Source organism: Streptomyces sp. NBC_00353 (genome assembly GCF_036108815.1).
In the GTDB taxonomy this organism is placed as follows: domain Bacteria; phylum Actinomycetota; class Actinomycetes; order Streptomycetales; family Streptomycetaceae; genus Streptomyces.
The window spans coordinates 7890248-7903839 of record NZ_CP107985.1 but is presented as its reverse complement, the minus strand read 5'-3'; the positions used below and the strand labels follow the sequence as shown (position 1 = coordinate 7903839).

Here is a 13592-nt window from a genome sequence, read left to right as displayed (position 1 = left end):
CCGCGCCTGCCCACACTTACCCGGACCAAACAGAAGAGTGATCCAGTTCACTTCCGGGCCGGTGTCAGTGGGGTGCGGCATGATCGGGGTGTGACGCGACGCCTGATGCTCCTCGACACCGCTTCCCTCTACTACCGCGCCTACTTCGGGGTCCCCGATTCGGTGCGCGCGCCGGACGGCACGCCGGTCAACGCCGTGCGCGGACTGCTCGACTTCATCGGACGGCTCGTCCAGGACCACCGGCCGGACGATCTGGTGGCCTGCATGGACGCGGACTGGCGGCCGCACTGGCGGGTCGAGCTGATCCCCACGTACAAGGCGCACCGCGTCGCGGTGGAGACCGCCGACGGGCTGCCCGACGAGGAGGAGACCCCCGACACGCTGGCCCCGCAGGTGCCGATCATCGAGGACGTGCTCGACGCGCTCGGCATCGCCCGGGTCGGTGTCGCGGAGTACGAGGCGGACGACGTGATCGGCACGCTCACCGGCCTGTCCACCGGCCCGGTGGACATCGTCACCGGCGACCGGGACCTCTACCAGCTCGTCGACGACGCCCGCGGGGTGCGGGTGCTCTACCCGCTGAAGGGTGTCGGGTCGCTCCAGTTCACGGACGAGGCGTGGCTGCGCGAGAAGTACGGGGTGGACGGCTCCGGCTATGTCGATCTGGCGCTGCTGCGCGGCGACCCGAGCGACGGGCTGCCGGGGGTCCCCGGCATCGGCGAGAAGACGGCGGCGAAACTGCTGGACGCCTTCGGCGACCTGGCCGGGATCATGGCCGCGGTGGACGATCCGGCGTCCAGGCTGACACCTTCGCAGCGCAAGCGCCTCGACGAGGCACGGGACTACGTGGCAGTCGCACCGACGGTGGTCCGGGTCGCCGGTGACGTACCGCTGCCCGAGTTCGATCCCGCGCTGCCCACCGAGCCGCGCGATCCCGCCGCCCTCGAGGCACTGGCCGACCAGTGGGGCCTGGGCGGCGCTCTGCAGCGCCTGCTCTCGGCCCTCCGGACATGAAGTGCTAACTTAGGCAAGCCTAAGCATTCGGAGCAGGGAGAACCTCGTGGCAGAACGACCGGCGCGGCAGGCACCCACGGCGCAGGGGGCCCAGGTCCTGCGCACCGAGCGGATCACCCCGCACATGGTGCGCGTGGTACTCGGTGGTGACGGCCTGGCCGGATTTGCGCTGTCCGGGTTCACCGACCACTACGTCAAGCTGTGCTTCGCACCCGAGGGCGCGGACTACGCGCACCCGTTCGACATGGCCCGCATCCGCGAGGAGTACCCGCGCGAGCTGTGGCCCACCACGCGCACCTACACGGTCCGCTCCTGGGACCCGGTCACCCGGGAGCTGGCGATCGACTTCGTGGTGCACGGCGACGAGGGCCTGGCCGGCCCGTGGGCGCTGCGGGCGGCTCCTGGCGATCAGGTGACGTTCCTGGGCCCCGGCGGCGGGTACGGGCCGGACGCGTCTGCGGACTGGCACCTGCTGGCCGGCGACGAGAGCGCCCTGCCGGCGATCGCGGCCGCGCTGGAGCAGATGCCCACGGGCGCGGTGGCGCACGCGTACATCGAGGTGGCGGACGCGTCCGAGGAGCAGAAGATCGAGACGGCCGACGGGGTGGAGCTCACCTGGCTGCACCGCGGCGAGCGCCCGGTCGGCGAGGCTGTCACCGCGGCGGTGAAGTCGCTGGACTTCCCCGCGGGCCAGGTCCAGGCGTTCGTGCACGGCGAGGCGGGGTTCGTGAAGGAGATCCGCCGGTACCTGCGTCTCGACCGGAAGATCCCGCTGTCGCAGCTGTCGATCTCCGGCTACTGGCGCCTCGGCCAGAACGACGACGCCTGGCGCTCGGTGAAGCGGGAGTGGAACGAGCAGGTGGAGCGCGAACAGGAGCGCGCGGCGTAGGCCACCGCACCCGGGTCCCTCTTGTGGGTACGTACGCCCCGGTCGCCGTCCAGGACGGACGGCGACCGGGGCGTGTGCCTGTCACGACTCCCGGACGGTGACCGGGGTGTGCGTGTGACACGGCGCTGTCGTCACCCCCGCCGCACCCCTGACCGTCAGACGGACTTCTGGTACGAGCGGAAGGTGCGGGTCGACAGCCAGACCGCCGCCACCGCGAGCACCAGCAGCGCTCCCCCGCGGCTGAGTACCAGGCCCCAGTCGGGATCTGCGGTCAGAGCCGAACGGCCCGCCACCATCGCCCAGTTGACCGGGTTGAAGTCCGCGATCTGCCGCATCCACGACGGCATCTGACTCGGCGCCATGAACGAGGACGAGAGGAAGGTCAGCGGCAGCAGGAGAAACGTGTTGATGCCGATGATCGACTCACGCTGGCGGACCAGCATCCCCAAGGCGTTGGAGAGCGCGCCGAACACCGTACCGAGCAGGATCGACGCGACGAGGAGGATCAGCAGTCCGCCCGCCCCGCCGGGGTAGGTGGCACCGGCGGCCCAGCCGAGCAGCACGATGATCACCGACTGCACGGCGGTGCTGATGCCGTTCTGCACGACGTTGGCGTTCATCAGCGCGTTCCGGCTGACCGGGGTGGTCAGGAAACGGTTGAGCGTGCCCCGCTCGATCTCCTCCAGGGTGCCCATCCCGGCCCACATGCTCGATCCGAGGGCGCTCATCACCACGATGCCCGGGATCAGGTAGTCCAGATAGGACGTGGTCCCGAAGCCGCCGAGCTCGACGACCTTCTTGAAGAGGTTGCCGAACAGGAACAGCCAGATCACCGGCTGGATCAGGGAGATCGCCAGGAAGACCGGCTGTCTGATGATCGCCATCAGCTGCCGCTGGGTCATGTACCAGGTCTGGGCGAGGGTCTGGCTGCTCATCGGGCGCCTCCTGCGGCGATGGGAGCGGGGGCCTGCCCGTCATCTGCGGCCTCGGCCTCGGAGAAGCGGCGTCCGGCGTAGCGCAGATAGACGTCGTCGAGGGAGGGGCGGGCGACGGTGGCGGCGGCGACCGACGCACCGGCCTGCTCCAGTGCGGTGAGCAGTACGGGGACGGCGGCGGCGCCGTCCTCGGCGCGGACGCTCACCCGACGGCCGTCGGCCAGCACCTCGTACACCCCGGGCACTCCGGCGAGGGCGGCGGTGATCGCCGTACGGTCGCCGTCGGCCCGCAGCTCCATGTGGACGGCGTCGCCCCGGAGTTCGCCCTTGAGCTCGTCGGGGGTGCCCTCGACGACGATCCGGCCGCGGTCGACGATCGCGATGCGTTCGGCGAGCCGGTCGGCCTCCTCCAGGTAGTGCGTGGTGAGCACGATCGTGAGGCCCTCGTCGCCGGCCAGCCGGGAGATCTCGTCCCACATGGCCGTCCGGGCCTCGGGGTCGAGTCCGGTGGTGGGCTCGTCGAGGAAGAGCACCTCGGGCCGGTGGACCAGGCCGAGCGCCACGTCGAGGCGGCGCTGCATGCCGCCGGAGTACCCCTTGACCTGGCGCTTGGCGGCGTCGGCGAGATCGAAGCGGTCCAGGAGCTCATCGGCGCGGCGCTGGATCGCGGCGCCCCGCATCCCGTAGAGCCTGCCCTGCAGCACCAGGTTCTCCCGGCCGGTGGCGACGGGGTCGGCGCCCGACTTCTGAGCGACGACACCTATCGCGCGCCGGACCCGGTCGGGGTGGCGCAGGACGTCGTGTCCGGCGACTGTCGCGGCTCCGGAGTCCGGGCGGGCAAGGGTGGTGAGGATCTTCACGGTGGTGGACTTCCCGGCGCCGTTGGGGCCGAGGAGTCCGAAGACCGTGCCGGCGCCGACGGTGAGGTCCATGCCGTTCAGCGCGGTGACATCGCCGGGATAGGTCTTGATCAGTTGTCGCGCCTCTACTGCGGGCGCACGGGTGCTCATGACGGAGCTCTCCTGTGGTCAGCGGGGTGTTCGGGCATGCCGAGCCGATCCGCGTGAAAGGAGCCGGGCTATCCTGGGTGTGCCGCACCTCGATCGCCTGGCTCGCCCTCACGGCGTGGCCGGTCCGGGGTTCGAGACCCTGGCGGGCGCTGCTCCAACAGCCCCTGCCAGGGTCTTTCTTCGTCTCCGGTACTTCTTCTCCGGTAGTGCTCCTGCTGCTTCTGCGGTTCTCGTCGGCGCTACGTCTTCCGCTCCGGGTCGAGGACGATCTCCTGTTCGTCCAGGTCCTGCCAGTCCTGCGGCACTTCACCGGTCTCGTGGAAGGACTTCCACTCCTCGATACCGCTGATGGTGGCGTCGGCGAGCTCCGTACGGAATTTCTTGATCCACTCCAGCTGTGCGTCGATCATGTGGAGCTGGTACTCGGTCTCCACGACGAACACCCGGGGCAGTTTCTCCGTCAGCCGGCCGAGGACACCCCGGAGCGCCGCGGACTGGAGCTCCAGTGCGGCCTCCCGGGTCTCCAGCAGCTCCGCCACGTCCTCCGGCGGCAGCACCGGCAGCAGCGAGAGCGCGGTCTCGAAGACCGGGTACTCGGCGGCCGGCGCAGCCAGCAGATCGGAGAGCCAGTCGACCATTTCGACGCGCCCCGCCTCGGTGAGGCCGTAGAGCGTGCGCTCGGGGCGGTTGCCCTGACGCTGAACACCGGCCACCTCGACGTAACCGTGCTTCTCCAGGTTCTGGACGACGGTGTACAGCGAGCCGAAATTGATCTTGACGCTGTGTTCCTTGCCGCGCCGACGAAGCGTCTGGGCGATCTCGTACGGATGCATGGACCGCTCCGCGAGCAGCACCATCACCGTCAGCGCCAGTGGATTGCTGAGCTTGCGCCGCTTGGCCACCGACCCCACCGCCCTTCACTCCGCCATCGAATACTCGTGGGCGAACATATCGCGAGTGCCCCGACACGTCAACCACGATGTATCGCGAATTGGGGGCGGCGTGGAAAGATTCCGCGCACTGACCAATCCGCGCTGCCGTCGGCTCCGAATCACCTCACGGAACCGATGCGCAACCTGGGAGGAAGCCCGCGTGAAAGTAGCCGTGCAGATCAGCGGAGCACCATCGGCGGGGCCCGATCTCCAGGAGCTCCTGGAGATGGTGGCCCGAGGCGACCAGGATGCGTTCGCCAGGGTGTACGACGCGGTCTGCGGCCCGGTCCTCGGTCTTGTACGGAGTGTGCTGCGCGACCCCGCGCAGTCGGAGGAGGTGGCGCAGGAAGTGCTGGTCGAGGTGTGGCGGACCGCCCCGCGCTTCCAGGCCTCCCGCGGCAGCGCCATGAACTGGGTGCTGACACTGGCCCATCACCGGGCGGTGGACCGGGTGCGCTCCGTCGAGGCGACGACGGCCCGGGAGCACCGGGCGGCACTGCTGGACCGTACGCCGGAGTTCGACGAGGTCACCGAGCAGGTCGAGAGCCGACTGGAGCGGGAGCAGGTACGCCGCTGCCTGCGGACCCTGACCGAGCTGCAACGTCAGTCCGTCACACTGGCCTACTACCGCGGTCTGACCTACCGCGAAGTGGCGGACCTCCTCGCCGCGCCGCTCGGGACGATCAAGACACGACTGCGTGACGGGCTGATCCGGCTGCGCGACTGCCTCGGGGTGAGCGCATGAACAAGGTGGATCGCAGGAGCGGGGCCGAACTGCACACGCTGACCGGGGCGTACGCCCTGCACGCGCTGCCGGACGCGGAGCGCGCGGAGTTCGAACGCCATCTCGGCGACTGCGAGGCCTGCGCCGTGGAGGTGCGGGAGCTGTCCGAGACCGCCACCCGGCTCGGGCTCGCGGTGTCCGCGGCCCCATCGCGCGAGCTGCGCGACCGGGTACTGCGGGAGATCACGACGGTGCGGCAGGAATCCCCGTCGCACGGCCGGCGCTCCCGCTCGGCCCCCTCCGCCCAACGGGCCCGCCGCTGGCCGAAGTTCGCACTCGCCGCGGCGGTGGCCGCCGCTGCCGGGTTCGGCGGGATCGCGGTGTGGCAGAACCGGGTCGCCCAGGACGCACAGCAGGAGGCGCACCGGGCACAGCAGCAGAACGAGCAGGTGGCGCAGGTCCTCGCGGCCCCGGACGCGAGGACGAGGTCCGGCACGCTGAAGGGCGGGGCGAAGGGCACGGTCGTGGTTTCGCAGAGCGAGAACCGGGCCGTGTTCGTGACCTCGGGGATGGCGCCGCCCCCCAGCGGCAAGGTGTACCAGTTGTGGTTCGACGACGGCGGGACCATGCGGTCCGCGGGGCTGATGAACCGGGCGGCGACGAGCAACACCGTGCTGCTGGACGGTCCGGTCGACGGGGCGTCGGGGATAGGGGTCACCGTCGAGCCGGCCGGCGGCTCCGCGCAGCCGACGTCCGCGCCGCTGGCGCTGCTGACCTTCCCGACCGCATGAGGGGCTCCCTGCCATGACCGTCTCGGTGGCGCTGTTCACCTCCGATCTGCGGCTGCACGACAACCCCGTCCTGTCCGCGGCGGTGCGCGGGGCGGACGCCGTCGTCCCCCTCTTCGTCGAGGACGACGGCATCCGCCGGGCCGGCTTCGACGCGCCGAACCGGCGGGCGTTCCTCGCCGACTGCCTCGTCGGTCTCGACGCGGAGCTGCGCCGCCGCGGCGGCCGGCTCGTCGTCCGCCGCGGCGACGTGGTCCCCGCGGCATGCGCCGTGGTCGCGGAGACGGGTGCGCGGAGTCTGCACATCGCCGCCGGGGTGAGCGGGTACGCGCGGAGACGCGAGGACCGTCTGCGTACGGCCCTCGGGGCTCTCGGCTGCACCCTGCACGTCCATGACGCGGTGGTCACCGCGCTCGCCCCGGGCCGGGTCGTCCCCGCGGGACGTGACCATTTCGCGGTGTTCACCCCGTACTTCCGCCGCTGGGAGGCTGCCGGGGTACGGGGCACACTGACCGGTCCCCGGACGGTACGGGTGCCGGACACCGCGACGTCCGCACCGCTGCCGGCGCGAGCGGAGGTCACGGGCGTCTCACCGGGTCTCGCCGAGGGCGGCGAGACAGCAGGGCGCAGACTGCTGGCCTCCTGGCTGCGCGGCCCGATGGCCGACTACGGGACCGGCCACGACGACCTCGGCGGGGACGCGACGTCCCGGCTGTCGCCGTATCTGCACTTCGGCTGCCTCTCCGCGGCCGAACTGGTGAACCGGGCCCGGGAGAAGGGCGGACCGGGCGCCGACGCGTTCGTACGGCAGCTGGCCTGGCGGGACTTCCACCACCAGGTCCTCGCCGCCCGGCAGGACGCGGCATGGGCCGACTACCGTCCGCGGGGCGACCGGTGGCGGTCCGATCCCGACGAGATCGAGGCGTGGCGTGCCGGACTCACCGGCTATCCGCTGGTCGACGCGGCGATGCGACAGCTGGCGCACGAGGGCTGGATGCACAATCGGGGCCGGATGCTGGTCGCGAGCTTTCTCACGAAGACGCTGTACGTGGACTGGCGCGTCGGCGCCCGTCACTTCCTGGATCTCCTGGTCGACGGGGATCTGGCGAACAATCAGCTCAACTGGCAGTGGGTGGCGGGCACCGGTACGGACACCCGACCCAACCGGGTGCTCAATCCGGTGGTCCAGGGCAAGCGGTTCGATCCGCGGGGCACGTACGTACGGCGCTGGGTGCCGGAGCTGGCAGGCCTGGAGGACGCTGCGGTCCACGAGCCGTGGAAGCTCACCGGTCCGGACCGGGCGCGGCTCGGATATCCGGATCCGGTGGTGGACCTGGCCGAGGCCCGCTCCCGCTTCGAGCGGGCGCGCGGCCTCGGCTGACCACTGGCTGCCGGCTGCTCAGCGCTTCCTCGGCGGTCGTGGGAAGAACCCGCTGGTCCGGGCGGTGTACTCGGCATAGCCCGGTCGCCCCGCCATATGCCGTTCCAGCAGCGCTTTCCCACTGCCCCGGATCAGCAGGAAACTCATCACCAAGGGCGAGACGAGTGTGACCGCCGCCGCGGCCGGCTCCGCGCAGACGATCAGGAACAGTCCCCACCAGACGCAGAAGTCACCGAAGTAGTTGGGGTGCCGGGTCCACGACCAGAGCCCGCGGTCCATGATCCGTCCCCGGTGGGCAGGATCGGCCTTGAAACGGGCCAGTTGCCGGTCGCCGACCGCTTCGAAGCCGAAGCCCACCGCCCACAGGGCCGTACCCGCCCGGGCCCAGCCGTCCACCGGCCCGGTCAGGTACTGCGCGGCCTGCACAGGCAGCGAGATCAGCCAGACCAGTGCACCCTGCAGCAGATAGACCTTCCACAGGGCGTACAGCTCACGGTTGCCCCGCGCCCTGGCAAGCATCGCCGCGTACCGCGGGTCCTCCCCGTGTCCGCGGCCGCGCCGGGCGATGTGCCCGGCCAGCCGCAGCCCCCACACAACGGTCAGCACGGTCACCAGCAGCCGACGGCCGCCGTTCCCGTCGCCCGCCGACAGGATGTACGGGACGAGGGCGACGGCGGCGAAGGCGACACCCCAGGCCACGTCGACCACGCGGTGCACACCTTTGCGCAGGGCGACGGCGAACGTGGCGAGCATGACGGCAAGGGCGGCGACCGCGGTGGCGCCGAGCCCTTCGCCGAACGCCTGCCACATCATCGCGCCGCCTCCTCCCGGGGCCGGGTGAGCACGATCTGCTGCACATCGAGATAGCCGGAGCGGAAGCCCGCCTCGGAGTAGGCGAGGTAGAAGGTCCACATGCGGCGGAAGACGGCGTCGAAGCCGAGGGAGTCGATCTCGGCGGTACGCGCCTCGAACCGTTCGCGCCACAGCCGCAGCGTCTCGGCGTAGTGCATCCCGAAAGGAAACCGGTGCTCGATGCGGAGCCCGGTGTGCTCGGCGGTGGTCCGCTCGATCGACTGGGTGGAGGGCAGCAGTCCACCGGGGAAGATGTACTTCTGGATCCAGGTGAAGGTGTTCCGGGTGGCGCGCATCCGGTCGTCCGGCATGGTGATGGCCTGAAGCGCGATCCGGCCGCCCGGGGCCAGCCGCTCCTCCAGGGTCCGGAAGTACACCGGCCAGAACGTCTCGCCGACCGCCTCGACCATCTCGACGCTGACCACCGCGTCGTACACGCCGGTGATCTGCCGGTAGTCGCAGAGCCGGACATCGACGCGGTCCTCGAACCCGGCGTCGCGGATCCGGGCGCGGGCCAGTTCCTGCTGCTCCCGGGAGAGCGTCACGGTGACGACGCGGGCGCCGCGCGCGGCGGCGCGGACGGCCAGCTCACCCCAGCCGGTGCCGATTTCGAGGAGCTCGGTGCCGGTTCCGACGGCAGCGAGATCGAGCAGCCGGTCGATCTTGCGGTGCTGGGCGGCGGGCAACTGGGCGGGGTCTGCGGGAAAGCCGCGGAAGACGGCCGAGGAGTAGGTCAGGGTCTCGTCGAGAAAGAGAGCGAAGAGCTCGTTGGACAGGTCGTAGTGGTGGCTGATGTTGGACCGGGCGGCCTCCGGGGTGCCGAGCTGTCCGCCGGGCCGGCGCGGCGCCCATATCCCGCGCAGCCGTTGCAGCGGTTCGGGTACGAGCGTGGCGGCGTGGCCGGCCAGGACGGACAGCACACCGACCAGGTCGGGTGCGTCCCATTCGCCCGCCATGTAGGACTCGCCGAAGCCGATGAGTCCGCTCGCGCCGATGCGGCCGAAGAACGCGGCGGGGTCATGGATCTCGATCGTCGGTCCGCCGAGTCCTACGTCCGCGCCGCCGTTGATCCGGGCGCGCAGCGGCAGCCGGGCCAGCGCGTGCCGGACGACCCGTTCGGCGACGGCGGTGCGCAGGCGGGCGGCCGGGGGCAGGGTGACGACGTCGGGCCAGCGTTCCGGATCGATGGCCGACGACCGGTGCAGAGGGGACGGGGAAGTGGACACCATCACTGCATGCCTTCCTGTGTGCGGTGGTGAGGACGGGGCTGTACGGGCACTGCGCGCAGATACAGCCGGATGCCGTGGAACCGGATCGCCGCGGAGACGACGAGGGTGGGCCACGGGTGGCGGACGGCCGCCCGGAGCAGGGCCCCCGGGCCGGCGGCGCGTCGCGTGCCGCGTACGGTCGCGGTGAACGGGCGTGCGCTGCCGTGTTCCAGATGGACCGTCAGATCGAGCCGGGGGCCCGGTTCGGGCAGCCGCATCCGGTAGCCGCCGTCGACGGGGAAGAACGGCGACACATAGAACTCCTTGCCGGTCCGCGCGTGACCGGCGCCGTCCGGGCGAAGCAGATAGCAGTGCCGTTCCCCGTAGGTGTTGTGCACTTCGGCGACCGTGCAGAGCGGGCTGCCGTCGCTCCGGTGGCACCAGTAGACGGTCAGCGGGTTGAACACATGGCCGAAGACCCGCGCCTGGGTGAGCATCCGTACGGTGCCGTCGGCGAGGTCGACGCCCCGGGCGGTGAGGAAGCGTTCGAGACCGGCCCGGATCGTCGGGGCCGTACCGCCGAAGTGGTCGCGCGGATCGAAGCGGGCCAGCGGGCGAAGGGCGGATGGCACGCGCGGCGGGTCGTCGGGGTCGATCAGCCACAGGTAGGTGCGGTGGCGGAGCGCATACCGCCGGGGGGAGGTCCGGACGTGCGTGATGGTGCAGGGATACAGGGCGTTCGCCGGGAGAGGGACATCGCGCCCCTTCACCACGTCACCCCCAGGGCCGCGGCCGCCTGCGCGCCGGAACGGCAGCCGTCCTCGTGGAATCCCCAGCCGTGGTACGCCCCCGCGTAAGCGATGACCGGTCCGGACAGGGCAGGCAGCCTGGCCTGGGCGGTGACCGACTCCGGTGTGTAGACGGGGTGTTCGTAAACCATGCGGGCGAGGACCCGATGCTCGTCGACGCGGTCGGCCCCGTTCAGCGTGACGACATAGGTGTCCTGGGCCCGGAGCCGCTGGAGCCGGTTCATGTCGTAGCTGACGGTGACCCGGTCGGCGGTCGCCTCGCAGGACGGCATCAGATAGTTCCAGGAGGCGCGGGCGCCACGGCTGCGCGGGAGCAGGGAGACATCGGTGTGCAGCAGCGTGGGGTTGCGGGAGTAACGGAACGCGCCGAGGGTGCGCCGTTCCTCGTCGCTGGGGTCGGCGAGCAGGCGCAGCGCCTGGTCGGGGTGGGTGGCGACGACCACGGCGTCGTACACCTCCGTGGCGCCGTCCTCGGTGACGATGTCGACACCGTCCGGGTGGCGTCGCACCGCCCGCACCGGGGTGGAGGTCCGTACGGCGGCGAGCTGTTTGACGGCTCGGTCGACGTACTCCCGCGACCCGCCGGTCACGGTCCGCCAGACCGGGGAGCCGCCGATGGCGAGCATCCCGTGGTGGTCGAGGAACCGGAACAGGTAGCGGGCCGGGTACCGCATCGCCGTCACCGGGTCGCAGGACCAGACCGCGGAGACCAGCGGAGTCAGAAAATGGGCGGTGAAGTACGGGGAGAAGCGGCCGCGCGCGGCGAACTCCCCGAGGGTGGGCCCGCAGCCCTCGCCCTCGTCCCCGGTGTCGAGGAGCGACCGTGCCGCGCGGTGGAAGCGTGGCACTTCGGCCAGCATCCGGAGGTAGGGGGCGCGCAGTGCGGTGCGCGGCCGGGCCAGTAGCCCGGCGGGCCCGCGGCCGCCTGCGTACTCGATACCGCAGCCCTCGCACCGTATGGACATGCTCATCTCGGACTCCTGCGTGGCCACGCCGAGTTCGGCGAAGAGCCGCAGAAGGTACGGGTACGTACGCCTGTTGTGCACGATGAATCCCGAGTCGACGCGGTGCATTTGTCCGTCGGAAGCGGCGAGGTCATGGGTGTGTGCATGACCTCCGATCCGTTCGTCGGACTCGTACAGCGTCACTTCGTGCGCCCGGCCGAGCACATGCGCGGCGGTCAGTCCCGCCACCCCGCCGCCCACCACGGCTGTCCGCCGCCGCTTCCGTGCCATGCCGGTTCCTCCGGTCCTCGGTGCCGACCCCTGCCGGGCGGAGCCCGGTGTGCGCCGAACGGGCCCTCTCGCAGGGCCCCTCGAAGGTGATTCGTGGCCGGCGCCGTGAGGGATTGGTCGAGGACCGCTTCTCCTTCGATCGGGTGACGGACCAATCCGCGGGCCGTCCGGTGACGAACCCCAGATGTGAGCGAAGAACAGAACGATGTGCAGGAGCACGGGGCCACCGGGTCCCGGCGGTCCCGCTGGACACGCGCCGGTTTCGCCGGGCTCAGCGGTCTGATCGCCGGGTTCTGCGCCCTGGCCGTGGCCGAACTGGCCTCGGCTGTCGTACGTCCGGAGGCGGGTCCGGTCGCGGCGGTGGGCGGGGCGGTCATCGACCGCACTCCCCCGGCCGTGAAGGACTTCGCCGTACGGCACTTCGGCACCGCCGACAAACTGGTGCTCCAACTGGGCATCCTGGCGCTGCTGGCGGTATTCGCCGTGGCCGTCGGGATCCTGGCGTCGCGGCACCGGTTGCTCGGCTCGGCGGCCGTTCTGGTCTTCGGTGTGGTCGGGGCGGTGGCGGCGGTGGGGCGGCCGGAAGGCAGCCCTGCCGATGCCCTGCCCTCGGTGGTGGGTGCCGTGGTGGCCGCGGGAGTGCTGTATCTCCTGGTCGGACGGCTCGGCCCGGTGCCCCGTCCCTCTCCCGCGGCTGGAGCGAGGGACGGGCAGGGGGACGGCTCCTTCGACCGGCGCGGTTTCGTGATCGCGGCGACCGCTGCGGCGGCGGCCTCGGCCGGTGCGGGGTTCCTGGGGCGGCGGCTGACGTCCTCCGTCCAGGCCGGCGCCGCCGCCTCACGGCATGACCTCGTCCTCCCGGTACCCGAGTCCCCGGCGCCCGCCGTGCCGCCCGGGGCGGATCTGCGGATTCGCGGGCTGAGCTCGTTCATCACTCCGAACAAGAGCTTCTACCGGGTGGACACCGCCCTGGTCGTGCCGCGCGTCGACGCCGGTTCGTGGCGGCTGCGGATCCACGGCAAGGGAGTCGCCCGCCCTCTCACGGTCAGCTTCCAGGACCTGCTGGGGCGGGAGATCATCGAGCGCGACATCACCCTGGCGTGCGTCTCCAACGAGGTCGGCGGCCCGTACGTGGGCAATGCCCGGTGGATCGGTGTGCGGCTGGCCGATCTGCTGCGTGAAGCCGGGGTGAAACCGCCTTCGCGGGGCGGTCCCGCCGACCAGATCGTGGCGCGTTCCGTCGACGGCATGACGATCGGCACGCCGGTCGAGACGGTCATGGACGGGCGCGACGCGATCCTCGCCCTCGGCATGAACGGCGAACCCCTGCCGTTCGCGCACGGCTTCCCGGTCCGCATGGTGGTGCCGGGACTGTACGGGTACGTCTCGGCCTGCAAGTGGATCAAAGACATCGAGCTGACGACGTTCGCCTCGTACGACGCCTACTGGGTCAGGCGCAGCTGGTCCCGGCAGGCGCCGGTCAAGACGGAGTCCCGGATCGACACACCGCGTCCGTTCGCCTCGCCGAAGCCCGGCATCGTGCCCGTCGCCGGGGTGGCCTGGGCCCAGCACCGGGGGATCTCCCGGGTGGAGGTCCGAGTCGACGGCGGCGCGTGGCATCCGGCCCGGCTCGCGGCCCAGGACAACCGGGACACCTGGCGCCAGTGGGTGTGGGAGTGGCCGGCCACCTCCGGCCACCACACGCTGGAGGTCCGTGCGACCGACGGGACCGGGGCCACCCAGACAGGCGAACGCGTCGGCACCGTCCCGGACGGTGCGACCGGCTGGCACTCGGTGGTGGTCGACGTGTCCTGA

At 71.3% G+C, this 13592-nt stretch carries 13 protein-coding genes; 6 read left to right on the top strand and 7 right to left on the bottom strand.

Annotated elements, in window-relative coordinates; translation table 11 throughout:
• The first annotated feature begins 105 nt into the window (after window positions 1-105).
• On the top strand, window positions 106-1014 hold the full coding sequence (locus OHA88_RS35600) for a 5'-3' exonuclease (protein WP_328629870.1): 909 nt from the start codon (window positions 106-108) through the stop codon (window positions 1012-1014).
• Between the two features lie 46 nt (window positions 1015-1060).
• Complete coding sequence (locus OHA88_RS35595) at window positions 1061-1903, top strand: siderophore-interacting protein (RefSeq protein WP_328628529.1); 843 nt, start codon at window positions 1061-1063, stop codon at window positions 1901-1903.
• Between the two features lie 155 nt (window positions 1904-2058).
• Here OHA88_RS35595 and OHA88_RS35590 read toward each other — a convergent pair whose 3' ends face one another.
• The 3 genes from OHA88_RS35590 to OHA88_RS35580 form a co-directional block, all read right to left on the bottom strand.
• Entirely contained in the window at window positions 2059-2838 is a 780-nt protein-coding gene (locus OHA88_RS35590; protein ID WP_093930022.1) for an ABC transporter permease, read from the bottom strand.
• The gene (locus OHA88_RS35585) at window positions 2835-3848 is read right to left on the bottom strand and encodes an ATP-binding cassette domain-containing protein (protein WP_328628528.1); all 1014 of its coding nucleotides are present in this window, start codon (window positions 3846-3848) and stop codon (window positions 2835-2837) included. Before OHA88_RS35585 ends, OHA88_RS35590 begins: the two co-directional genes overlap by 4 nt.
• A 239-nt stretch (window positions 3849-4087) precedes the next feature.
• Window positions 4088-4750 carry a PadR family transcriptional regulator gene (locus OHA88_RS35580; RefSeq protein ID WP_328628527.1) on the bottom strand — a complete coding sequence of 221 codons (663 nt, stop codon included), beginning with the start codon at window positions 4748-4750 and terminating at the stop codon, window positions 4088-4090.
• A 190-nt stretch (window positions 4751-4940) separates the two neighbouring features.
• Here OHA88_RS35580 and OHA88_RS35575 point away from each other — a divergent pair, with 190 nt between their 5' ends.
• Genes OHA88_RS35575 through OHA88_RS35565 form a run of 3 tightly spaced genes read left to right on the top strand, consistent with a single transcriptional unit; the run spans window position 4941 to window position 7673 of the window.
• On the top strand, window positions 4941-5525 hold the full coding sequence (locus OHA88_RS35575; RefSeq protein ID WP_328628526.1) for a sigma-70 family RNA polymerase sigma factor: 585 nt from the start codon (window positions 4941-4943) through the stop codon (window positions 5523-5525).
• On the top strand, window positions 5522-6295 hold the full coding sequence (locus OHA88_RS35570) for an anti-sigma factor (RefSeq protein ID WP_328628525.1): 774 nt from the start codon (window positions 5522-5524) through the stop codon (window positions 6293-6295). Before OHA88_RS35575 ends, OHA88_RS35570 begins: the two co-directional genes overlap by 4 nt.
• Before the next feature lie 13 nt (window positions 6296-6308).
• Entirely contained in the window at window positions 6309-7673 is a 1365-nt protein-coding gene (locus tag OHA88_RS35565) for a cryptochrome/photolyase family protein (protein WP_328628524.1), read from the top strand.
• Window positions 7674-7691: 18 nt separating this feature from the next.
• On the opposite strand, the gene OHA88_RS35560 is transcribed toward OHA88_RS35565, so the two are convergent.
• From OHA88_RS35560 to OHA88_RS35545, 4 genes are read right to left on the bottom strand one after another with little or no spacing between them, the layout of a single operon-like run.
• Complete coding sequence (locus tag OHA88_RS35560; protein WP_328628523.1) at window positions 7692-8486, bottom strand: DUF1295 domain-containing protein; 795 nt, start codon at window positions 8484-8486, stop codon at window positions 7692-7694.
• Window positions 8483-9754, bottom strand: a complete 1272-nt coding sequence (locus tag OHA88_RS35555; protein WP_328628522.1) for a class I SAM-dependent methyltransferase — start codon at window positions 9752-9754, stop codon at window positions 8483-8485. The genes OHA88_RS35560 and OHA88_RS35555 overlap by 4 nt, the downstream gene beginning before the upstream one ends.
• The gene (locus OHA88_RS35550) at window positions 9754-10503 is read right to left on the bottom strand and encodes a DUF1365 domain-containing protein (RefSeq protein WP_328628521.1); all 750 of its coding nucleotides are present in this window, start codon (window positions 10501-10503) and stop codon (window positions 9754-9756) included. The genes OHA88_RS35555 and OHA88_RS35550 overlap by 1 nt, the downstream gene beginning before the upstream one ends.
• A complete protein-coding gene (locus tag OHA88_RS35545; protein WP_328628520.1) occupies window positions 10500-11777 on the bottom strand; it encodes an NAD(P)/FAD-dependent oxidoreductase in 1278 nt (425 codons plus the stop codon). The genes OHA88_RS35550 and OHA88_RS35545 overlap by 4 nt, the downstream gene beginning before the upstream one ends.
• Before the next feature lie 279 nt (window positions 11778-12056).
• On the opposite strand from OHA88_RS35545, the gene OHA88_RS35540 reads away from it, so the two are divergent.
• Window positions 12057-13592: a molybdopterin-dependent oxidoreductase gene (locus tag OHA88_RS35540; RefSeq protein WP_328629869.1), complete on the top strand. Its 1536-nt coding sequence runs from the start codon at window positions 12057-12059 to the stop codon at window positions 13590-13592.

Excerpts from the sequence above, each read along its gene's own strand:
- OHA88_RS35600 (WP_328629870.1), top strand. The coding sequence starts at position 106 with ATGCTCCTCGACACCGCTTCCCTCTACTACCGCGCCTACTTCGGGGTC.
- OHA88_RS35590 (WP_093930022.1), bottom strand. The coding sequence starts at position 2,838 with ATGAGCAGCCAGACCCTCGCCCAGACCTGGTACATGACCCAGCGGCAG.
- OHA88_RS35585 (WP_328628528.1), bottom strand. The coding sequence starts at position 3,848 with ATGAGCACCCGTGCGCCCGCAGTAGAGGCGCGACAACTGATCAAGACC.
- OHA88_RS35570 (WP_328628525.1), top strand. The coding sequence starts at position 5,522 with ATGAACAAGGTGGATCGCAGGAGCGGGGCCGAACTGCACACGCTGACC.
- OHA88_RS35565 (WP_328628524.1), top strand. The coding sequence starts at position 6,309 with ATGACCGTCTCGGTGGCGCTGTTCACCTCCGATCTGCGGCTGCACGAC.
- OHA88_RS35560 (WP_328628523.1), bottom strand. The coding sequence starts at position 8,486 with ATGATGTGGCAGGCGTTCGGCGAAGGGCTCGGCGCCACCGCGGTCGCC.
- OHA88_RS35555 (WP_328628522.1), bottom strand. The coding sequence starts at position 9,754 with ATGGTGTCCACTTCCCCGTCCCCTCTGCACCGGTCGTCGGCCATCGAT.
- OHA88_RS35545 (WP_328628520.1), bottom strand. The coding sequence starts at position 11,777 with ATGGCACGGAAGCGGCGGCGGACAGCCGTGGTGGGCGGCGGGGTGGCG.